The organism is Klebsiella sp. CSG-1 (assembly GCF_056521145.1).
This window is the reverse complement of record NZ_JBWNLD010000002.1, coordinates 156,222-178,056: the sequence shown is the minus strand read 5'-3', so window position 1 is coordinate 178,056 and position 21,835 is coordinate 156,222. Positions and strand designations below refer to the sequence as shown.

Below are 21,835 nucleotides of genomic sequence, written 5' to 3'. Positions count from 1 at the left end.
ATAGTTTACGGGGCCTATGGCTGGACGAATCCCACGCGTATTTATCAATGATCTGCTGGCGCGCACCGACATCGTCGATCTCATCGACGCGCGGGTAAAGCTCAAAAAGCAGGGCAAGAACTACCACGCGTGCTGTCCATTCCATAACGAAAAAACCCCCTCTTTTACCGTCAACGGTGAAAAACAGTTTTATCACTGCTTTGGTTGCGGTGCGCACGGCAACGCCGTCGACTTCCTGATGAACTACGACAAACTCGAGTTCGTGGAGACGGTCGAAGAGCTGGCCGCCATGCACAACCTCGAAGTGCCATACGAAGCAGGCAACGGACCGAGTCAAATAGAGCGCCATCAGCGGCAAAGTCTCTATCAATTGATGGACGGTCTGAATGCGTTTTATCAACAGTCTCTGCTGCAACCCGCCGCCGACCCTGCGCGCCAGTATCTGGCGAAACGTGGCTTAAGCAGCGAGGTCATTGCGCGCTTCGCGATTGGCTACGCCCCACCCGGTTGGGATAACGTCTTAAAACGTTTTGGCGGCAATCAAGAAAACCGCCAGTCGCTTATCGATGCCGGCATGCTGGTGACGAACGATAAGGGGCGCAGTTACGACCGCTTCCGCGAACGGGTGATGTTCCCTATCCGCGATAAGCGAGGCCGGGTGATTGGTTTTGGTGGTCGCGTGCTGGGTGATGCCCTGCCGAAATACCTTAACTCTCCGGAAACCGATATTTTCCATAAGGGCCGTCAGCTGTACGGCCTGTATGAAGCGCAGCAGGATAACGCCGAACCACCGCGTTTGCTGGTTGTCGAAGGCTATATGGACGTCGTGGCACTGGCGCAGTACGACATCAACTACGCCGTCGCGTCGCTGGGGACCTCGACCACCGCCGACCATATTCAGCTTTTGTTCCGGGCGACCAATCAGGTCATCTGCTGTTACGACGGCGACCGGGCTGGCCGCGATGCCGCCTGGCGGGCCCTGGAAACGGCGCTGCCGTACATGACCGATGGTCGTCAGCTACGCTTTATGTTTCTGCCCGACGGCGAAGACCCGGATACGCTGGTGCGTAAAGAGGGGAAAGCGGCGTTTGAAGCGCGGATGGAGCAGGCTCAGCCGCTCTCCACGTTTTTGTTCAACAGCCTGCTGCCGCAGGTCGATTTGAGCACCCCGGACGGGCGCGCGCAGCTCAGTACCTTAGCGCTGCCGCTCATCACCCAGGTACCGGGCGAAACGCTGCGCATTTATTTGCGTCAGGAGCTGGGCAACAAGCTGGGGATTTTAGATGACGCTCAGCTTGAACGTTTAATGCCAAAACAGACAGAAAGTGGAGCTCCACGCCCCGCGCCGCAGCTAAAACGCACGACCATGCGTATACTGATAGGACTGCTGGTGCAAAACCCGGATTTGGCGCCGCTGGTTCCGCCTTTAGAGGGCCTGGATCAGCGCAAAATGCCCGGGCTTGGCCTGTTCAGCGAACTGGTCAAAACCTGTTTGTCTCAGCCAGGTCTGACCACCGGGCAACTTTTAGAACAGTATCGCGGTACAAATGAGGCCGCAACCCTTGAAAAACTGTCGATGTGGGACGATATAGCAGATAAAGATATCGCGGAAAAAACCTTCACCGACGCGCTCAACCATATGTTTGATTCACTGCTCGAACTGCGGCAAGAAGAGTTGATAGCTCGCGACCGCACGCACGGTTTAAGCAGTGAAGAACGCCGGGAACTCTGGACCATCAGTCAGGAGCTGGCAAAAAAATGAATTGCACGGCTTAAGTGCCGAATATCGTTCGGGAAGCCCCCGACAGCCGCGCTGAGGCGCAGCGGCAATAATATAAGTACGCCCTCGCTTTAAATGTTGGCAGTTTGTCTGTCGACACCAATCAAACGAATTAAGTGTGGATACCGTCTTATGGAGCAAAACCCGCAGTCACAGCTGAAGCTTCTTGTCCAACGTGGTAAGGAGCAAGGCTATCTGACCTATGCCGAGGTCAATGACCATCTGCCGGAAGATATCGTCGACTCCGATCAGATCGAAGACATCATCCAAATGATCAATGACATGGGCATTCAGGTGATGGAAGAAGCACCGGATGCCGATGATCTGCTGCTGGCTGAAAACAGCAACAACACCGACGAAGATGCAGAAGAAGCTGCTGCACAGGTGTTGTCCAGTGTTGAATCTGAAATCGGACGTACAACCGATCCGGTGCGCATGTACATGCGCGAAATGGGTACCGTAGAACTGCTGACGCGTGAAGGCGAAATCGACATCGCCAAACGTATTGAAGATGGGATCAACCAGGTTCAGTGCTCCGTTGCTGAATATCCGGAAGCCATTACCTATCTGCTGGAGCAGTACGACCGCGTTGAAGCTGAAGAAGCGCGCCTGTCCGATCTGATCACCGGTTTCGTCGATCCTAACGCCGAAGAAGACCTGGCGCCAACCGCGACACACGTCGGCTCTGAACTCTCTCAGGAAGAGATGGATGACGACGAAGACGAAGATGAAGAAGAAGACGACGACAGCAGCGATGACGACAACAGCATCGACCCTGAGCTGGCGCGCGAGAAATTCGCTGAGCTGCGCACGCAGTACGAGCTGACCCGCGATACCATCAAAGCGAAAGGTCGTAGCCACGCCGCAGCGCAGGAAGAAATTCTCAAGCTGTCCGAAGTGTTCAAACAGTTCCGCCTGGTACCGAAACAGTTCGATTACCTGGTCGGCAGCATGCGTAGCATGATGGATCGCGTCCGTACTCAGGAACGCATCATCATGAAACTGTGCGTCGAACAGTGCAAAATGCCGAAGAAGAACTTCATCACCCTGTTCACCGGCAACGAAACCAGCGAGACCTGGTTCAACGCTGCGATCGCCATGAACAAGCCGTGGTCTGAAAAACTGCACGACGTCAAAGAAGACGTTCAGCGCGGCCTGCAGAAGCTGCAGCAGATTGAAGAAGAGACCGGCCTGACTATCGAGCAGGTTAAAGATATCAACCGTCGTATGTCCATCGGTGAAGCCAAAGCCCGCCGTGCGAAGAAAGAGATGGTTGAAGCGAACTTGCGTCTGGTTATCTCTATCGCCAAGAAATACACCAACCGTGGCCTGCAGTTCCTGGATCTGATCCAGGAAGGTAACATTGGTCTGATGAAAGCGGTTGATAAGTTCGAATATCGTCGCGGCTACAAGTTCTCCACCTACGCAACCTGGTGGATCCGTCAGGCCATCACCCGTTCTATCGCGGATCAGGCGCGCACCATCCGTATTCCGGTGCATATGATTGAGACTATCAACAAACTCAACCGTATCTCCCGCCAGATGCTGCAGGAAATGGGTCGCGAGCCGACGCCGGAAGAGCTGGCTGAACGCATGCTGATGCCAGAAGATAAAATTCGTAAAGTGCTGAAAATTGCCAAAGAGCCTATCTCCATGGAAACGCCGATCGGCGACGATGAAGATTCGCATCTGGGTGATTTCATCGAGGATACCACCCTCGAGCTGCCGCTGGACTCCGCAACCACGGAAAGCCTGCGTGCCGCCACTCACGACGTGCTGGCAGGCCTGACCGCTCGTGAAGCCAAGGTCCTGCGTATGCGTTTCGGTATCGATATGAATACCGACCACACGCTGGAAGAAGTCGGTAAACAGTTCGACGTTACCCGTGAACGTATCCGTCAGATCGAAGCGAAGGCGCTGCGCAAGCTGCGTCACCCGAGCCGTTCTGAAGTGCTGCGTAGCTTCCTCGACGATTAATCGTTGCCGGAAATAAAAAAGCTCCCTGCGGGGAGCTTTTTTTTGTCTTCAATTCACCCTGTTGCCGTCCGAGAGAGCCAGCGACGCGACTCACCGCAGGCTATCGACCTCGCGATGCCAGCGCATCATCCAGTTCACGATACGCTTCCACCAGCTTATCCAGCGTCGCCCGGTTCAACCCGCTAGGGTTTGGCAGCACCCACACTTCCGTATCGCCGATGGTCACCTGCTGTTTGCCCCAGCGCGCGCCGCGCACCTGAAACGCTTTCTCAAAGGCCTGTTTACCGAGAATCGCCAGCGCCCGCGGCTGATACTGTTCAATTTTCAACACCAGCTCCCGCCCGCCGCTGCGTAGCTCCTGCAAGGCGACTTCGCTGGCCTGAACCGTCGGGCGCTCCACCAGCATAGTAATCCCGCAGCGCGTATCGAGCAGCTGCAGCTCCTCTTCCGGCTTCAGCAGACGGTCGGTAAAACCGGCCTGATAAATCACCTTCCAGAAGCGATTGCCCGGATGCGCGAAATGAAAACCGGTATGGGCAGAGGACTTCCCCGGATTGATGCCGCAGAAGACCACCCGCAGGTCCGGCGCCAGAATATCGTTAATCATCTTTCCACCCGTTCAATACCTAAAAGGCGATTATAAAGGATTGAAAATGCATTGTTTATAAAAACAGCAGCCGTGCGTTTTGCGCTGGATTGCGTCTGCCAGTTACTTTATAATCCCTCGCCACGGCCCCTTAGCTCAGTGGTTAGAGCAGGCGACTCATAATCGCTTGGTCGCTGGTTCAAGTCCAGCAGGGGCCACCAGATAAAACAAGGACTTAGATAAGAAATTATCTAAGTCCTTTTTCTTTGCATTGCATTTGAGCCAGGTCCCGTTTGGGCTTCAGACTTAAATCTCGTTTTTTACCCTGAAGGTTCACCAGAACACTTTCGTTGCAGATAGCCAGCACTTGCTTTAGCCATTCACCGGGGATGCCAACCCAAAACGGCCGTGACTGGCTGTTACCACAATGTTCACTTTCCCCCCTGAAGGGATGAATCAACATACATTCCACATGACTTTCAGCCAGACAGCCAGCCGGTTCTGTGCGAGAAAACGCACTCAATTCAGAAAAGCGGGAGAGGTATTGTTGCTCAAACGTCGTCATCAGCGGCGGAATTCTGTCCGCCGCTGTAAACTGAAAGCCATCTTAGTCAGATTGACGTTACGGAACCGGCCTGCCCAGTCGTAGACACGACCTGGCCGTTGGCGATGCCACTTGCGAATATGCTCAAAAGCTAAAGTTGCCGGAAGATGATGGCGGATAAAGTGAAAAATACAGCATCATGTTCAGCCAGCGGCAAATACATCGCTTAGCGCGGCAATCTCAAATTATGCTGAATATTCATCGGCTGCAAAAATATAAGGAGCGACGTTAGCAACGTTGCTCCTTTTTTATACCATCCTGCAGGATATCGTCTTCAGAATCATTTTTTAAAAACGTGCCGCTTACACCAGCTCCCGGAGCTGCTCCCGCATATAGGAAGAGAAGTACTCTGGATTTTTAATTACGAGACGGTTGCCAGCGGCGATTTTTTCCGCCCATCCAGCGACTTTATTGGTGAACCCGGAATTCCATCCCTCCCGTTCGCCTCGCAGGATCACGTCTTCGGCGCTAGCCGGAACGCCTAACTCATGGAGATATTTTAAAATGCCCTTAGCCGTACTTTCATCCATTGAATGCGGAGCCGACGCCGATGTGTTCATTCCACCAATAAAATCTAATGCTTTATCTATCGCTGTTGGCATGCTCTTATCCTTAAAATTAACCATGTGATGAACATGTTTATAATATGGACCCAAGTCTGCGGGGATATCAAAGAGATCGTTGCCTTTCTTTGATTCAGACCTCAGTCAAACGTTTGCATGGCGTTTTTCTGCCCAATAAGTCCGGCGCAGCCCGCATAAACCGCCCCGTCATCGGTGACCAACAGCAAATCCCCGCTTAGCTCGGGAAAAAACAGCAATTGCGCCCGCCAAATTGCGGAGAGCGCAGGAAAGCAGCAAACTAGTCGTGGTTTTTGCGCTTGAACTGGCTGGCATCGATATCGTACTGCTTCATTTTGCGCCACAGCGTCGTGCGCCCGATATTGAGCAGATGGGACATCTCCTGCACCCGGCCGCTGGTGACGCGGGCGGCATGGATAATGGCCTCTTTTTCAATGGCGCTGAAGGTCAGGCTGGCGGGTAACAGGGACGAGGCGGTATCGCCGCCCGGCCGCTCGGAGAAGAGATATTCCGGCAGATTGCTCAGGCGGATATGGCCGTTATCGCTGCTGATGGCGATATTTTCAATAATGCTGTTTAACTCAAAATCATTGCCCGGCCAGGAGTAGTTCACCAGCTGCGCCAGGGCATCGTCGTCCACTTTCAGGCGTGATGAAAAGCGTTTCTCCAGGCTACGCAGGCGGTTGTGCACCAGCGAGGAAATGCTGTTGCGCCGCGACCTCAGCGGCGGAATGACGATCTCAAACGAGTGCAGCGCGTAATAGAGCTGGCGACTAAAGCGGTTCTGCTCCACCAGATTAGCCAGATCAACGGTGGTGGTGGCAATCACCTTAACGTCCACCGGGATCAGGCGCCGGGCATCGAGGCGGGTTAATACCCCTTGCTTAATCACCTGCAGCAGCGCGGACTGCAGCTCCGGCGCCAGGTACTCTATTTTTTCCAGAAACAGAGTGCCGCCGCTGGCCAGCTCCAGGCGGCTCAGACGCCCGTTTTCGTCATCGGTGGGCGCGCTGCCCATAAAATCCTGCCCCAGCACGCTGTCGGCATACAGCTGACAGTTGACGGCAATATAAGGGCCGCCCGCCCGTTCGCTTTCATTATGAATGGCCTGGGCGACCAGCTCCTTACCCACCCCTTCTTCCCCACAGAGCAGGACCGGAAAACCGCCCCGCGCCGCCTGACGGCCAAAATGAATCAGCCGTCGCGTTTCCGGATCGTCCGAGGACATCTGCGCAAACGTGTGGCTCACTTTCCCTAACTGGCTGGTCATCAGCTGGCGCATCTGCTCTACCGGGTGGAGCAGTAAAATAAAGCTGTTGCCCTGCTCTTCGACGATGGGCTTGAGGGTAATCACGGCATCGATAAACTGATGCTGGCTCTCAAACGTCACTTCCGCATGGTTCAGCGCGCGCGCGTGCTTAATGGCCCGGCGCAGCAGCGCCGGCAGCGTCACCAGTTCATTAATATTTTTCCCCTGGCTGGTCTGGGCATCAAGATGCAAGAGCGTCGCGGCCTGCACATTAAGAAACTGCAATACCCCCTGCTCATTCCACGCCATCACGCCGTCATCCATACTCTCCAGCAGGCCATACATCTGGTTGAGATGGCGGTTAGATTCGGCCAGCAGGCTGTCGGTCAACAGCGAGTTGCCCACCTCCCGGGCGATAGCCAGCGTCAGAGACAAATCAGAGGAGGCCTGCTGTTCTATCAAACAGCACAGCGAGATGGAGCCAAACAGGCGACCGTGGTTATCAAACACCGGCGTGGAGCTAAATGACCACCCGTGCAGGGCCTGTTTAAAGTGTTGATCGCCGGTGGTTTTCACCGGTTGCCCCAGCATCGAGGCCAGCGAGAGCGCGCAGCTGCCGATAATGCTTTCCGCGCAGTAGCTGCCGTCAAGAAAACCGAGTTCGGCGAGCTGCGCCAGCGTCTGCGGATCGCCGCAGCGACTGAGAATACAGGCGGACTCATCGAGGATAAACAACGCGCAGGGTCGGCTATCCATAAACTCCCAGGCATCTTCCAGCGCGGCCTGGCCGATGGTCAGCAGCGCGGTTTTACGTCGGCAGATCGATTCGAAGGTCAGCCCCTGCGCCTGATGCGGCGCCTGCCAGGTCTCCCTTGGCATAAACCGGCTGCAACGCTGCCATGACTGACTGATAACGGAAGATACTGTTTTTCCGGAGTCCTGAGTCTGCGCCGCCATTTCCTTTTCCGCTGTTTAAAATAGATAACCCCTCCGGCAGAGACTGTCGGAGGGGAGAATACGCTTCACCCTGCAAAAGCAGGTCAGCGAGACGTTAACGCGCCAGCCACTGCTGACCGAGCAAATCGGCCGTCAGGATCGCGGCGTAAACGCTGTCTGCCGTCACCGGGAATGGCATGTTATGGATCGTTTCACCTTCCGCGCAGGTCGCTTGCGCTACCGCCTGAATTTTCCCTTCAATGCCCTCTTTGACGCCCATTTGCGCCAGGGTCACCGGCAGACCGACTTTCTGGCAGAAACCCAGCACCGTTTCAATCTCTTCCATCGGGCTGTTTTGCAGCACCAGCTGCGCCAGGGTGCCAAACGCCACTTTTTCGCCGTGGTACAGATGATGGCACTCTTCCAGAATAGTGAAGCCGTTATGAATGGCGTGCGCCGCGGCAAGCCCGCTGCTTTCAAAGCCAATTCCGCTGAGGTAGGTATTGGCTTCGACAATGCGCTCCAGCGCATCCGTCACTACGCCAGCCTGCGCTGCCAGGCGCGCTTTTTCGCCTTCGGCCAGCAGCGTATCATAGCACAGGCGGGCGAGGCTCAACGCCGCCGCCGTGGACTGTCCGCCGGCCATACTGGTCGCTCTGGCATCAAAGCAGGCCTTCGCTTCAAACCAGGTCGAGAGCGCATCGCCCATCCCGGCCACCAGCAGGCGCACCGGCGCTTTGGCAATAATTGCCGTATCCATCACCACCATATCCGGGTTTTTCGGATAGATCAGATACTCTTCAAACTCACCGGCTTCGGTGTAGATAACCGACAGCGCGCTGGTTGGCGCATCGGTAGAGGCAATCGTCGGGATCACCACCACCGGCAGCTTCTGGTAGAAGCCAATGGCTTTAGCGGTATCGAGCGTCTTCCCGCCGCCAATCCCTACCACGCCGCGGCAGCCGTGCTGCTGCAGAATGGCAATCAGACGGTTGATCTCCGCGTGGCTGCATTCACCGTTAAAACGGGCCGCGTGGCAGCTTAAACCGTGGTTATGCAAACCATTGAGTACTTTGTCCCCCGCCAGCTTCATCACGAAGTCATCGGCAATCACAAAAAAACTGTCCGCCAGATTTTTGGCATACTGACCAAAAAGCGTGGATGCGTCAGGACCCTGAAGATATTTGGCCGGAGATTGAATAACTTTTAGCATTCCTTTCACCCTCAAATAAGTGCATGTTTTACATGATGAGCCCTGGCGTCATCCTGTTCAGCCTGCGGTTGATGGCAGAAACGGGATCGTGGCCTGAGCGATGCAAACACTGTAGGGCGAGCGGTGAACAAAAAAATTTTTCCCGTTTTTGTTCTGATATGAAACAGAGAATATTTTTTACCGTTCCATATTGGAACATCAATTGCCGTAAAACGCCGGGATTGCGATCCCGATCCGTCCATTCGCCGTCATGCTACACAAAAAAACGGATAATCTGCCAACACTGTTGCCCCTGACAGCAGAAAACAAATCAAAAAAGGATCCGTTGCCCCGGCTACCGCAGAAGAACGCAGGGCGAAAAAACAGCCTTAGCTCGCATTTTTCTCTTTTCATCGGCGATAACGTTTCATAACGGAACAAAAATAAATAACCACGTTCCGTTATGAAACTCGTTTTCGCGACATTTTTTTTTCCGTTAACTCAGCCAGAATCATAACGTCGCCGGGTCGTTCTTCACGCCAGACGATACCCCTACACGATGACCGCCTCCGCGGGTAGAGAGGCCGCATCGCATCACTCCGACGGAGCATAAATAATGAAAAAATTGATTAACCGTGTCGAAGATGTACTGAGTGAACAACTGCTTGGCCTCGCCAGAGCCCATCCTGAATTGACGCTGCATCAGGACCCGGTGTATGTCACCCGCGCCGATGCGCCGGTTGCCGGGAAAGTGGCACTGCTCTCCGGCGGCGGCAGCGGACACGAGCCGATGCACTGCGGCTATATTGGCAAAGGTATGCTTGCCGGCGCCTGTCCGGGCGAGATTTTCACCTCCCCGACCCCGGATAAAATGTTCGAGTGCGCGATGAATATCGACGGCGGCGAAGGCGTGCTGCTGATCATCAAAAACTACACCGGGGATATCCTCAATTTCGAAACCGCGACCGAACTACTGCACGAAAGCGGCGTTAAGGTGACCACCGTCGTCATCGATGACGACGTGGCGGTCAAAGACAGCCTCTACACCGCCGGACGCCGCGGCGTCGCCAACACCGTCCTGATTGAGAAGCTGGTCGGCGCGGCCGCCGAACGCGGCGATTCACTGGAAGCCTGCGCTGAGCTGGGTCGCAAGCTTAACAACCTCGGCCACTCCATCGGGGTGGCGCTAGGCGCCTGTACCGTGCCGGCCGCCGGACAGCCATCGTTTGAATTACAGGATAATGAGATGGAATTCGGCGTCGGGATCCACGGCGAGCCGGGTATCAATCGTCGCCCCTTCAGCTCTCTTGACCGCACCGTTGATGAGATGTTCGACACCCTGCTGGAGAACGGCACCTACAGCCGCACGCTGCGTCAGTGGGATACCGTCAAAGGAAGCTGGCAGGACGTCACGCAAAGCAAACAGGCGCTACAGAAGGGCGACCGCGTCATCGCGCTGGTCAATAACCTTGGCGCCACCCCGCTGTCGGAACTGTACGGCGTATACAACCGTCTGGCCACGCGCTGCGAGGAGAGTGGCATCACCATCGAGCGCAACCTCATCGGCAGCTACTGCACCTCGCTGGATATGGTGGGTTTCTCCCTCACGCTACTGAAAGTCGATGACGACACGCTGGCGTTATGGGACGCCCCCGTTCATACCCCGGCGCTGAACTGGGGCCATTAAGGAGCACGACATGTCACTGAACAGAACGCAAATCGTTAACTGGCTCTATCGCTGCGGCGACATTTTTACCAAAGAGAAAGATTTTCTGACCGGCCTGGATAAAGAGATTGGCGATGCCGACCACGGTCTGAATATGTATCGCGGCTTCAGCAAGGTGGTGGAAAAACTGCCGTCCATTGCCGATAAAGATATCGGTTTTATTCTTAAGAACACCGGAATGACGCTGCTCTCCAACGTCGGCGGTGCCAGCGGCCCGCTGTTCGGCACCTTCTTTATTCGCGCAGCCCAGGTGACGCAGGCTCACCAGAGTCTGACCCTCGAAGAGCTGTACCAGATGATGCGCGAAGGGGCGGACGGCGTGGTCAACCGGGGGAAAGCGGAACCCGGAGATAAAACCATGTGCGACGTCTGGCTACCGGTCGTCGAGTCACTGCGCCAGTCCAGCGAACAGCACCTGTCGGTTCAGCACGCGCTGGATGCCGCCGCGACACAAGCAGAGGAAGCCGCCCGCTCTACCATCACCATGCAGGCCCGCAAAGGCCGCGCCAGCTACCTCGGCGAACGCAGCATCGGGCATCAGGATCCGGGCGCAACCTCGGTGATGTTCATGATTCAGGAGCTGGCTGCCGCAGCCAAAGAGTAAGGATAACGCGATGGTAAACCTGGTGATTGTTTCTCATAGCGCCCGACTGGGCGAAGGTGTCGGAGAACTGGCCCGGCAGATGTTAACTGGCGACGGCTGTAAGCTGGCGATCGCCGCAGGTATTGACGATCCTGAAAACCCGATCGGCACCGATCCCATTAAGGTGATGGAGGCCATTGAATCCGTCGCCGATACCGACCACGTGCTGGTGATGATGGATATCGGCAGCGCCCTGCTCAGCGCGGAAACCGCGTTAGATCTCCTCGATCCGGCGATCGCGGCGAAGGTTCGCCTGTGCGCCGCGCCGCTGGTCGAAGGCACTCTGGCGGCAACGGTCAGCGCCGCCACCGGATCGGATATCGATAAAGTGATCGCCGACGCCATGAACGCCCTGGAAGCTAAGCGCGTACAGCTGGGGTTACCATCGCTCGCACAGAACGGCCCCGAGGCCACGCCGCTGGCCGACGATCTGAGCGGCGAGTCCGTCTCCGTGGTCATTAAAAACCATAACGGCTTACACGTTCGTCCGGCATCGCGGCTGGTGGCCGCGTTATCCGGATTCAATGCCGATCTGGTGCTGGAGAAAGGCGGCAAATGCGTCTCACCGGACAGCATTAACCAGATTGCCCTGTTGCAGGTACGCTGCAACGATACATTAAGGCTGCTGGCCCGCGGGCCAGATGCCGAAGCGGCGCTGGCGGCATTTCAGGCGCTGGCGGCGGAGAACTTTGGCGAGCAGCCGGACGCCGCGCCAGCGCTCTTTGCCCCGACCGCCGCGCGCGTTCAGGGCAAAGCGCTCCGCTATCCGCTGCCTGCCCCCCGGCCAGTCCAACAAACCGGCGCCGACATCGCCAACGAACAGCGGCGCCTGCAGCAGGCGATCGGCCAGACGCTGGACGATCTCAATGCGCTGACCACTCTGGCGGAAGAGCGCTATTCTGCCGATATCGCGGCCATTTTCTCCGGCCACCACACGCTGCTCGACGACCCGGATCTCTATGAAGCCGCCTGCGATATCCTGCGCCAGGAACAATGCAATGCGGAGTGGGCGTGGTATCAGGTGCTGGCCGATCTCAGCCAGCAGTACCGCCAGTTGAACGATGCCTATCTGCAGGCGCGCTATATTGATATCGACGATCTGCTTCACCGGACTTTGCGCCATCTGCAAGGCAGCAGCGAAGAGCCGCTGGCGGTGCATGAGCCGACGATTATCATCGCCGACGATCTCTTTCCTTCCACTGTCTTGCAGCTGGATCCTCGCCTGGTCAAGGGGATTTGTCTGCGGGAAGGGAGCGAGGCATCCCATGGCGCGATCATCGCCCGTCAGGCCGGGATCGTCTGCCTGTGTCAGCAGGGAGACGCTCTGCAGCAGATAGGCGATGGTGAATCCCTTACCCTGGATGTCGCCGGAAAACGCGTTATCCGCACGTAGCTGCCCATTTGTCACTCTCTGTACGCCATTCTTCACGCCGGAGGCTCCGCCTCCGGGGATTCTGTTTTCGCTCAACCACCAGGAACCGTTATGTCTCAATTCTTTTTTAATCAGCGCACCCGCCTCGTCGACGATGTTATTGAAGGAACGATCGTTGCCAGCCCGTGGAACAACCTGGCGCGTCTGGAGAGCGACCCGGCGATTCGCGTGGTCGTTCGTCGCGATCTCAACAAAAGCAACGTCGCCGTCATCTCCGGCGGCGGCTCCGGCCATGAGCCGGCCCACGTCGGGTTTATCGGCAAAGGGATGCTCACCGCCGCGGTGTGCGGCGATATTTTTGCTTCCCCGAGCGTGGATGCGGTGCTGACCGCCATTCAGGCGGTGACCGGCGAAGCGGGCTGTCTGCTGATTGTCAAAAACTATACCGGCGATCGCCTTAACTTTGGTCTCGCCGCAGAGAAAGCACGTCGCCTGGGTTACAACGTCGAAATGCTGATTGTCGGCGACGATATTTCGTTGCCGGATAACAAGCATCCGCGCGGGATTGCCGGGACTATCCTGGTGCATAAAGTGGCCGGTTATTTTGCCGAACGTGGCTACAATCTTGCCACCGTGCTGCGCGAAGCCCGGTATGCGGCGGACAAGACCCGCACGCTGGGCCTCGCGCTCTCCAGTTGTCATCTGCCGCAGGAGGCTGAAACGGCGCCACGCCACCATCCCGATCGGGCAGAACTGGGCATGGGCATCCATGGTGAACCCGGCGCCTCGGTCATCGCCACTCAGAACAGCGCGCAGATTGTCCGCCTGATGGTGGAGAAACTGACCGCCGCCCTGCCGCAAACCGGCCGCCTGGCGGTGATGCTTAACAACCTCGGCGGCGTGTCGGTGGCGGAAATGGCGATTCTGACCCGTGAGCTGGCCGACACGCCGCTCCATCAGCGGATCGACTGGCTGATTGGCCCGGCGTCGCTGGTGACGGCGCTGGATATGAAAGGTTTCTCGATAACCGCCATCGTACTGGAGGAGAGCATTGAAAAGGCGCTGCTTTCCGCTGTGGAAACAGCCAGCTGGCAGGCGCCGGTACAGCCGCGGGCCATCGAGGTGATGCCCTCTTCTCTGCGTAGCACCCGCGTGGCGTTCCAGCCTTCGGACAATCACGACGTGGCGGGCTATGTCGGGCGGATAACCAGTACCCTGTCTGACCTGGAGACGCACCTGAATGCGCTGGATGCCAAAGTCGGCGATGGCGATACCGGCTCCACCTTTGCCGCAGGCGCGCGCGATATTGCCGACCTGCTGCGGCGCCAGCAGCTGCCGCTGGGCGATCTCGCGACCCTGTTCGCCCTGATCGGTGAACGTCTGACCGTGGTGATGGGGGGTTCCAGCGGCGTGCTGATGTCGATCTTCTTTACCGCCGCCGGGCAGAAGCTGGAACAAGGCGCCGGCGTCGCGGAAGCGTTAAACGCCGGTCTGGCGCAAATGAAGTTTTACGGCGGGGCGGATGAGGGCGATCGCACGATGATTGATGCGCTACAGCCGGCGCTGGCGTCGCTGCTTGTCGCACCGATGGATTTACAGGCGGCGTTTGCCGCGGCGGAAGCGGGCGCCGAACGCACCTGCCACGCCAGCAAAGCTAACGCCGGGCGCGCGTCGTACCTTAACAGCGACAGCCTGCTGGGCAATATGGATCCGGGCGCCCACGCGGTAGCGCAGGTCTTCAAAACGCTGGCGGAACACCGCTAAGGCTGCGCCCTCAGCAGCGGAATATCCCGGCAACGCGACGCTGAGCCGGGCGAGAGAACGGAATAGCCGCTATCCCGGGCAACGTGCTGACGCCGTAGCCCGGGAATCAGGCTATTTACTGTGCCAGTAGGCCTGGGAACGCACCAGCTGAGGGTCAATTTGGTCATTTTCAAACCGCCCGAGCAGCGATTTCACCACCGCGCCTTCACCGGTCACCCAGATAAAATAATCTTCCGTGGGCACGCTCACCTGCGCCAGACGTTCAGCCACGACCGATGAATGATGGCCGACGATCCACTCAATATTAAAGCCCTGCAAATCTGCCAGATAATCTTTATACGATGCGTCGCCGATCGTCACCAGCGCCGTAACCTGCGGGCGCACGGGCAGGCGGCTGAGGCCCAGCAGACGGCGGCGTAGCGCAGGCATACCGGATTCATCGCAGACATACAGCTGCCAGGCATAATCCTCCGGCACCACCAGCGAACCGCGCGGACCACCAATCACCAGCTTATCGCCGACGTTTGCCGCCAGCGCCCAGCTGCTGGCGATACCGCCGTCGTGGATGAAGAAGTCATAGGCCAGTTCATGACGTTCGGCATCATACAGCGGCGTGTAGTCTCGGGTTGCCGGACGGACGCCGTCGCCCCAGTTAATGCCCTCTTCCGTCACCTGCGGCGGCGTAAACGCGGCGCCGGCTTCCGGGAAAAAGAGTTTGGTATGGTCGTCAAAACCCTGGGAGACAAAACCTTCCAGCGCCTCTCCGCCCAGCACAATGCGCTGGAAGGCGGCGCCGACGCGCTCAACGCGCAGCACGGTTAACTCGCGAAAACGCAGCTCATTGCGAACGCGTTTCGGGTACTGAGGTTCTTTCGTTTTTATCATTGTCATTCGCCTTCGTGAGATTTATAGATATATCTAAACTTTACCCAAATGATAATGATTGCCATTAAAAAAGAATGCAAGTTTTTTTTGATATAGCCGTCGCAAAAAGCAATAAAGTACAAATGACAAAATAAAATCATTTAAAATCAATTAATTATTAAAATATTTAGATTCATGCTTGCTAAGCTTTATTTTTTAGATATAAATTAGATATATCAAAACATACAGGAGCAAACTATGCGACATCATCATGAAGAAGGTCGTGGGCCACGTGGCCACCACGGTGAACACAGCGAACGCGGGGAGCATGGCCGCCGGGGTGGCGGCGGTGGCGGACGCCGTCAGCGTTTCTTTGGCCACGGCGAACTGCGTCTGGTGATCCTCGACATCCTCACCCGCAACGCCAGCCACGGCTACGAGTTGATTAAAGAGATAGAAAACCTGACCCAGGGCAACTACAGCCCAAGTCCGGGCGTGATCTATCCAACCCTCGATCTCCTTCAGGATCAGGGTCTTATCAGCGTCGAAGAGGAAAATGGCCGCAAAAAAATCGCCATAACCGCAGAGGGCAGCCTTCTGCATGCCGAGAATCAGGAACAGCTCGGCCATATTCAGGAACGTTTGCAGGCCCGTATGGTCGGCTGTGAACTGCGGAAAAACCCGCAAATGAAGCGGGCGCTGGAGAACTTTAAAGCCGTTCTGGATTTAAAAGTTAATCAGCAGGCCATTAGCGAGACCCAGTTGAAACAGATTGTCGCCGTCATTGACCGCGCGGCCATGGAGATTTCCCAGCTCGATTAATCTCTTCGGGGGGATGCCTGTCCCCCCTCTGCCCCCATATTGGGCAATCTGCACCACCAGGCGGCACGCGGTGGAATGCCTCCAGACGGGTAGCGTCCCCCGCTCAGGAGTAAAACATGCCAAAAATATCGCCGTGAGATTAAATTTCGTGCAAATGCGCTTTCGCGCTGCGTTTATCCCGATTTTCAGCTGCCGTGCCGAAGTGGCGTAATCCCTGCAATACTTAATGCAGTATCATGTGATACGCCCGTCCCAGGAGCTCACTTTGAACAGGTTACCTTCCAGCGCATCGGCTCTGGCCTGCAGCGCACACGCACTGAATCTCATTGAGAAGCGAACGCTTGATCATGAGGAGATGAAAGCACTTAACCAGGAGGTCAGGGAATATTTTAAAGAGCATGTGAATCCCGGTTTTTTAGAGTACCGAAAATCGGTTACCGCTGGCGGGGATTACGGAGCCGTAGAGTGGCAAGCGGGAGGGTTAAATACGCTTGTCGACACTCAGGGACAAGAGTTTGTCGATTGCCTGGGTGGCTTTGGAATTTTTAATGTAGGGCACCGTAATCCAGTTGTGATTTCCGCCGTCGAGCATCAGCTCGCTAAACAACCTCTTCATAGTCAGGAACTGCTTGACCCGCTGCGGGCCATGCTGGCAAAAACGCTGGCCGCGTTAACCCCCGGCAAGCTGAAATACAGCTTCTTCTGTAACAGCGGTACAGAGTCGGTCGAAGCGGCGCTGAAGCTCGCTAAAGCCTACCAGTCGCCGCGCGGTAAATTTACGTTTGTGGCCACCAGCGGCGCTTTCCATGGTAAGTCGCTGGGCGCGCTATCGGCCACCGCGAAATCGACATTCCGTAAGCCTTTTATGCCGCTACTCCCAGGGTTCCGTCACGTGCCGTTCGGCGATATCAACGCGATGCGTACTCTGCTGAGCGAGTGTAAAAAAACCGGTGATGATGTCGCGGCGGTGATCCTTGAGCCGATCCAGGGTGAAGGAGGCGTGATCCTGCCGCCGCAGGGCTACCTGCCCGCGGTGCGTAAGCTGTGCGATGAGTTTGGCGCGCTGCTGATCCTCGACGAAGTGCAAACCGGCATGGGGCGCACCGGCAAAATGTTTGCCTGCGAGCACGAAAACGTTCAGCCGGACATTCTGTGCCTCGCCAAAGCGCTCGGCGGCGGCGTGATGCCAATTGGCGCAACGGTGGCGACCGAAGAGGTGTTCTCGGTGCTGTTCGACAACCCGTTCCTGCACACCACCACCTTCGGCGGTAATCCGCTGGCCTGTGCTGCGGCGCTGGCCACGATCAACGTCCTGCTGACGCAGAATCTGCCGGCCCAGGCGGAGCAGAAAGGTGAGCTGTTGCTGAACGGCTTCCATCAACTGTCCCGCGAATACCCGGATCTGGTGAATGAAGTTCGCGGTAAAGGGATGCTGATGGCGATTGAGTTCGTGGATAACGAAATCGGCTACAACTTCGCCAGCGAGATGTTCCGCCAGCGGGTGCTGGTGGCCGGAACGTTGAATAATGCCAAAACCATTCGTATTGAACCGCCGCTGACGCTGACGATTGAGCAGTGTGAACAGGTCATCAAAGCGGCGAGTAAAGCGCTGGCGGCCCTGCGGGTATCTGTGGAGCAAGCCTGAAGATAGTCAACAAAAGCCCGGCGAAAACGATGTTCGCCGGGCTTTTTTACGCCTGCCATTCCGTCATACCGGCCAGACCAATGCCGTACTGCCCGACTTTCACCTTCATGTCATATGCCGTTTGCCTATACGGTTAATATGTCGCACGCTCATTCCATGAGTCTGTATAGACAATATTGCCATCGCAATGCTTCCAGGTAATTTTTTCATAGCGCATAAGCACCGTTTCAAGATGCGTTCCGGTATCTGCCCCTGGGTATAAATCCGGCGTGATTGATGTCAGCTTTACATTTTCAAGAATAATATTGAAGTACTCCTGCTCTAACCCGGCCTCAATAATCTGATACAGTTTGAACATCGCAGATTGCAAAGTTCTCCCGGTACTTAACGCCCGGTAAAGCATGGGAGTGACACGGTCAAATTCCTTCTGAAACATAATCGGCATATGAATACGCGTGCCGGTCAACTTTCCGGTATTGCCGTCAATCGGAATATTGACGTTATGGGTAAACGATTTCAGCTCGATAGCCCCTTCACGACCTGATACCAGCGACGGACCGACCATCGGTGAACCATTTTCATCCGTTAACCATAAATAGGCTGGATTAGACATAAAAATCCTTTTCGTAGAAATTATTTATCGTACTTATCGAATCGTTCCGTAAATTTAGGCAATATAATGATCAGTACTATCATTGAAAAAATGGTTAAAGCAAACCAGTAAGTCGGAAAAAATTCAAGATAAAAAAATCCAAACCCAATGTAGCAGACCAGAATAAGTCCTTCGTTAAAAATAAGTGACAGTAAAGTTTTAAACATGATACTTACTCTTTATGGCGTTATAACACTCATCGAAATCCTGATAAAATTTTATCTTAACATTTTTGATAACTTCGGATAGAACAGGTTCAAGGAAGTAATAAAGCATTTCTAGTTCTGCGTTGTAGAGTATCGCGAAGTATTTTGGATCCAGTGTTTTCAGCCTACGGGCAGCAAGGGCACATTTCTGATCGGTCCCGAATATCTGGAACATCCAAACAACACCTGGAACCCGTGCAGCGAGCCTTTCAACAACCGCACGAGACACTAAATCTGACATAGATAATGCCTCGGCCAGGGTAACAGCAAGACCCAACTGCACTGCTCTACTTTCTGGCATTCGGGCAACCACCCTTGTAGCTGTTGAATCAACAGAACGCACAATACCCTTTGAATTTCCGTTTTCCGTATCGTCTATGACCATTTGAAAGTAGAGATAGAATATATGGACTATCACGTCACGGTACCGATAGATGGAGCGAATGGAATACATCATCCTTTTTTCTTCGGAGTATAATTGCCCGCAAACATCATGATATCTGGGGATAAGACAAGAAGAATACCAACTTACCCGCTCAACCCCGGAGTAAATATCAGAACCAATGCCCTTCATTGCTTTCCATGTGGAGATTACGCCCTGTTGTCCATACACCGCTAGCTGCCTGTCGCTCTGCAACTTCATTTTTAAATAGTCCGAGGCTTTCATCGAGTATCCTTACTACCAGCATGGTCAACCCCGAATGTATGCAAAAAGAACAAACAACTCAAATAAAACAAACCAAAAACCTTTATTTATTTTGTACCAAACCGCCGGGAGCGCTAATTCATATTTAAATATACAGTTCCTTGCAGAATATATTAATACATTGAATACATCGTGAAGATAATGCACTCACCGTCCGGCTTATCATTGGGGCTAACCCTACCCACAATACAAAAGAAAGTTTAAAGCACTCCCCTCTCGCCAGAAACATGGCCTGCGATAATCCGCTCGCCGCAGAGATCCCGCAGGCCAGGGGCAAGGCTATTCCGGCAATAACCCCACGAAACTGCGTTTCTTACGCGGCTCCGACATCATCTGGTCGAGCTTTTCCACGCAGGCCAGGTAGTGCGGGGTTTTCTTATGCGCCAGCACCGCCTCATCATCTTTATAAGCTTCGTAGATAAAAAAACGGGTCTTCACTTCCGGGTCCTGCAGCACGTCAAATCGCAGGTTGCCAGGCTCTTTTAGCGCCCCTTCATGGTTAGCCCGAAAGACGTCGAGAAACTCCGCCACCCGCTCTGGCCTGATATTAATCTCCACCAGCGTCACATTCATTTTTGCTCTCCCTGTTTCTCTTCCTGCCAGAACTGATACGCCTCGCGGGCGCTCATATTCTCATGGACCACTTTTTTCACCGCCTTTAACATCGCCCGCGGCGCGCTGGACTGGAAGATATTGCGCCCCATATCGACGCCGGATGCCCCCTGGTCAAGTGCCCGCCAGCACATCTCCAGCGCTTCATGTTCCGGCAGCTTTTTGCCCCCGGCGATCACAATTGGCACCGGGCAGCTGGCGGTGACTTTTTCAAACCCCTCATCGACAAAGTAGGTTTTGACAAACTGCGCCCCCATCTCGGCAGCAATGCGGCTGGCAAGCGAGAAGTAGCGGGCGTCGCGGGTCATCTCTTTCCCCACGCCGGTCACCGCCAGCACCGGCATACCGTAGCGGTTGCCCGCATCCACCAGCTTAATGATGTTATTGATCGACTGGTGTTCGTATTCGCTGCCGATATAGACCTGCGCCGCCACCGCGCAGACGTTGAGGCGCAGAGCATCTTCCATCGCCACGGCAACGCACTCGTTGGAGAGTTCGCTGAGAATAGAATTGCCGCCGGAGGCGCGTAGCACCACCGGCTTGTTGGTGGCCGCCGGGACCTGGCTGCGTAGCACCCCGCGGGTACACATCAGCACGTCGGTCTCCTCAAACAGCGGCGCAATAGAGAGATCGATACGTTCAAGCCCGGTGGTCGGCCCCTGAAAGTAGCCGTGATCGAAAGCCAGCATGACCGTGCGGTTGCTCTGCGGATTAAAGATACGCGCCAGCCGGGACTGCATTCCCCACTCCAGCGAACCACAGCCTTTCAACGTATAGAGCGTATTCTTCTGCGGCCGGTCAAAGCCGAAGTCTTTTCCCTCTTTGATATCGTCTAAATCTGCCATCTCGTCCTCCATCAGAAGTCGTAGTGATTGATGTTCTCTTTGGTGAACACCACGCGCTCTGGCAGCAGTACGATACCGTTGCCTTGCGCTTCATACTGGTAGCCCTGCACGCTGTTTGGCTCAACCTTCAGCGTCCCGATGTCTTTGATATCCACGCTATCGCCAACGTTAAGATCGCCTTTTTTTAGCAGCCGATCGGCGACGTTCACCGCAATTTTCCCCTGCTGTACCACATCCCACAGGCCGAAGGCTTTGACCGTGCCGCGCTCGACATAGGGGCGCATCACATTCGGCGTGCTGAAACCGACAATCGCCACGCCCTGGCGCTTGAGGTTCTCTGCCGCCTGCGCGGCGGCCGGCAGCGCGTTGGCGTCAGGGGCGATAATGGCGTCGAGATCCGGATACGCTTTTAAGATCCCCTCGGCGGTTTGCAGCGATTTGGTGGCGTCGTTATAGCCAAACTGCGTCGTCACCACCTCCCACTGCGGATGCTCTTTTTCGATTTTGGCTTTCGCCTGTTTCACCCACTGGTTCTGGTCGGTCACCGTCGGGCTGGAGTAGAAAAATGCCACTTTGGCGGCGGGCTTCGTCACCTGTTTTTCCGCCATCTCCACCAGCAGGCCGCCGAGCTGCTGCGGAGTGCCCTGGTTGATGTAGATGCTGCGGCACTCGGGTTTAGTATCGGAGTCCCAGGTCAGGACCTTCACGCCGCGCTGCATCGCCCGCTTCAGCGCCGGACACAGGCCATCCGGCGACACTGCCGAGACGATAATCGCGTTGTAACCCTGATTGACGAAGTTGTTGATCAGCTGCACCTGGCCGGACACGCTTGGTTCGGTCGGGCCGTCGTAGGTGACGTCCACGCCAAGCGCTTTGCCTGCTTCTTTCGCGCCGTTGCCGCCGCTGGTAAAGAAGCCCACGCCGACCAGCTTAGGAATAAAGGCGATGCGATCCGCCGCCTGAGCCACCGCGACACTCATGGCCAGCGCCAGGGCACTGATTTGCAGGATATGTTTTGCTTTCATCTTGTTATGCTCCGATTGTTTTAAACCGTCATACTTCAAGTTGCATGT

At 55.5% G+C, this 21,835-nt stretch carries 19 protein-coding genes and 1 tRNA gene; 9 read left to right on the top strand and 11 right to left on the bottom strand.

Annotation, left to right across the window (positions count from 1 at the left end; translation table 11 throughout):
* Positions 1-16: 16 nt before the first annotated feature.
* A complete protein-coding gene (gene dnaG, locus AC007G_RS05370) occupies positions 17-1,762 on the top strand; it encodes a DNA primase (RefSeq protein WP_032690660.1) in 1,746 nt (581 codons plus the stop codon).
* A gap of 150 nt (positions 1,763-1,912) precedes the next feature.
* Complete coding sequence (gene rpoD, locus AC007G_RS05365) at positions 1,913-3,757, top strand: RNA polymerase sigma factor RpoD (protein ID WP_032690659.1); 1,845 nt, start codon at positions 1,913-1,915, stop codon at positions 3,755-3,757.
* Positions 3,758-3,857: 100 nt separating this feature from the next.
* Here rpoD and mug read toward each other — a convergent pair whose 3' ends face one another.
* The gene (gene mug, locus AC007G_RS05360) at positions 3,858-4,364 is read right to left on the bottom strand and encodes a G/U mismatch-specific DNA glycosylase (RefSeq protein WP_004867844.1); all 507 of its coding nucleotides are present in this window, start codon (positions 4,362-4,364) and stop codon (positions 3,858-3,860) included.
* A 124-nt stretch (positions 4,365-4,488) separates the two neighbouring features.
* Between mug and AC007G_RS05355 the strand changes: the two genes are divergently transcribed.
* Positions 4,489-4,564: transfer RNA gene (locus AC007G_RS05355), tRNA-Ile, on the top strand.
* 26 nt (positions 4,565-4,590) lie between these two features.
* Here the strand turns inward: AC007G_RS05355 and AC007G_RS05350 are convergent.
* The 4 genes from AC007G_RS05350 to AC007G_RS05335 form a co-directional block, all read right to left on the bottom strand.
* Positions 4,591-4,908, bottom strand: coding sequence for a hypothetical protein (locus tag AC007G_RS05350; protein ID WP_142629918.1), 318 nt, complete (start codon positions 4,906-4,908; stop codon positions 4,591-4,593).
* A gap of 341 nt (positions 4,909-5,249) precedes the next feature.
* Positions 5,250-5,573 (bottom strand): DUF1889 family protein, encoded by a 324-nt coding sequence (locus tag AC007G_RS05345; protein WP_072000068.1) that lies wholly within the window; start codon positions 5,571-5,573, stop codon positions 5,250-5,252.
* Between the two features lie 235 nt (positions 5,574-5,808).
* Positions 5,809-7,734: a dihydroxyacetone kinase operon transcriptional regulator DhaR gene (dhaR, locus tag AC007G_RS05340; protein ID WP_142629920.1), complete on the bottom strand. Its 1,926-nt coding sequence runs from the start codon at positions 7,732-7,734 to the stop codon at positions 5,809-5,811.
* A gap of 94 nt (positions 7,735-7,828) precedes the next feature.
* Positions 7,829-8,926 carry a glycerol dehydrogenase gene (locus tag AC007G_RS05335; protein WP_032690654.1) on the bottom strand — a complete coding sequence of 366 codons (1,098 nt, stop codon included), beginning with the start codon at positions 8,924-8,926 and terminating at the stop codon, positions 7,829-7,831.
* A gap of 595 nt (positions 8,927-9,521) precedes the next feature.
* Between AC007G_RS05335 and dhaK the strand changes: the two genes are divergently transcribed.
* From dhaK to AC007G_RS05315, 4 genes are all read left to right on the top strand, one after another.
* Positions 9,522-10,592, top strand: a complete 1,071-nt coding sequence (gene dhaK, locus AC007G_RS05330) for a dihydroxyacetone kinase subunit DhaK (protein WP_085396797.1) — start codon at positions 9,522-9,524, stop codon at positions 10,590-10,592.
* Positions 10,593-10,602: 10 nt separating this feature from the next.
* Entirely contained in the window at positions 10,603-11,235 is a 633-nt protein-coding gene (dhaL, locus tag AC007G_RS05325; protein ID WP_032690652.1) for a dihydroxyacetone kinase subunit DhaL, read from the top strand.
* 10 nt (positions 11,236-11,245) lie between these two features.
* Positions 11,246-12,667 carry a dihydroxyacetone kinase phosphoryl donor subunit DhaM gene (gene dhaM, locus AC007G_RS05320; protein WP_099001546.1) on the top strand — a complete coding sequence of 474 codons (1,422 nt, stop codon included), beginning with the start codon at positions 11,246-11,248 and terminating at the stop codon, positions 12,665-12,667.
* 90 nt (positions 12,668-12,757) lie between these two features.
* Complete coding sequence (locus AC007G_RS05315; RefSeq protein WP_032697479.1) at positions 12,758-14,410, top strand: glycerone kinase; 1,653 nt, start codon at positions 12,758-12,760, stop codon at positions 14,408-14,410.
* A 111-nt stretch (positions 14,411-14,521) separates the two neighbouring features.
* Here the strand turns inward: AC007G_RS05315 and AC007G_RS05310 are convergent, their stop codons facing one another.
* Positions 14,522-15,295: a siderophore-interacting protein gene (locus AC007G_RS05310; protein ID WP_032690649.1), complete on the bottom strand. Its 774-nt coding sequence runs from the start codon at positions 15,293-15,295 to the stop codon at positions 14,522-14,524.
* A 237-nt stretch (positions 15,296-15,532) separates the two neighbouring features.
* Here AC007G_RS05310 and AC007G_RS05305 point away from each other — a divergent pair, with 237 nt between their 5' ends.
* Positions 15,533-16,096 carry a PadR family transcriptional regulator gene (locus AC007G_RS05305; protein WP_032690648.1) on the top strand — a complete coding sequence of 188 codons (564 nt, stop codon included), beginning with the start codon at positions 15,533-15,535 and terminating at the stop codon, positions 16,094-16,096.
* 265 nt (positions 16,097-16,361) lie between these two features.
* Positions 16,362-17,741: a putrescine aminotransferase gene (ygjG, locus tag AC007G_RS05300; protein WP_032690647.1), complete on the top strand. Its 1,380-nt coding sequence runs from the start codon at positions 16,362-16,364 to the stop codon at positions 17,739-17,741.
* 133 nt (positions 17,742-17,874) lie between these two features.
* On the opposite strand, the gene AC007G_RS05295 is transcribed toward ygjG, so the two are convergent.
* From AC007G_RS05295 to lsrB, 5 genes are all read right to left on the bottom strand, one after another.
* Positions 17,875-18,354, bottom strand: a complete 480-nt coding sequence (locus tag AC007G_RS05295) for an Hcp family type VI secretion system effector (RefSeq protein ID WP_032690646.1) — start codon at positions 18,352-18,354, stop codon at positions 17,875-17,877.
* 198 nt (positions 18,355-18,552) lie between these two features.
* The gene (locus AC007G_RS05290) at positions 18,553-19,266 is read right to left on the bottom strand and encodes a hypothetical protein (RefSeq protein WP_132467824.1); all 714 of its coding nucleotides are present in this window, start codon (positions 19,264-19,266) and stop codon (positions 18,553-18,555) included.
* A 318-nt stretch (positions 19,267-19,584) separates the two neighbouring features.
* Complete coding sequence (gene lsrG / locus AC007G_RS05285) at positions 19,585-19,878, bottom strand: (4S)-4-hydroxy-5-phosphonooxypentane-2,3-dione isomerase (protein WP_032690643.1); 294 nt, start codon at positions 19,876-19,878, stop codon at positions 19,585-19,587.
* On the bottom strand, positions 19,875-20,762 hold the full coding sequence (gene lsrF, locus AC007G_RS05280) for a 3-hydroxy-5-phosphonooxypentane-2,4-dione thiolase (protein ID WP_004867885.1): 888 nt from the start codon (positions 20,760-20,762) through the stop codon (positions 19,875-19,877). The genes lsrG and lsrF overlap by 4 nt, the downstream gene beginning before the upstream one ends.
* An 11-nt stretch (positions 20,763-20,773) precedes the next feature.
* The gene (gene lsrB, locus AC007G_RS05275; protein ID WP_131056636.1) at positions 20,774-21,787 is read right to left on the bottom strand and encodes an autoinducer 2 ABC transporter substrate-binding protein LsrB; all 1,014 of its coding nucleotides are present in this window, start codon (positions 21,785-21,787) and stop codon (positions 20,774-20,776) included.
* Positions 21,788-21,835: the final 48 nt, after the last annotated feature.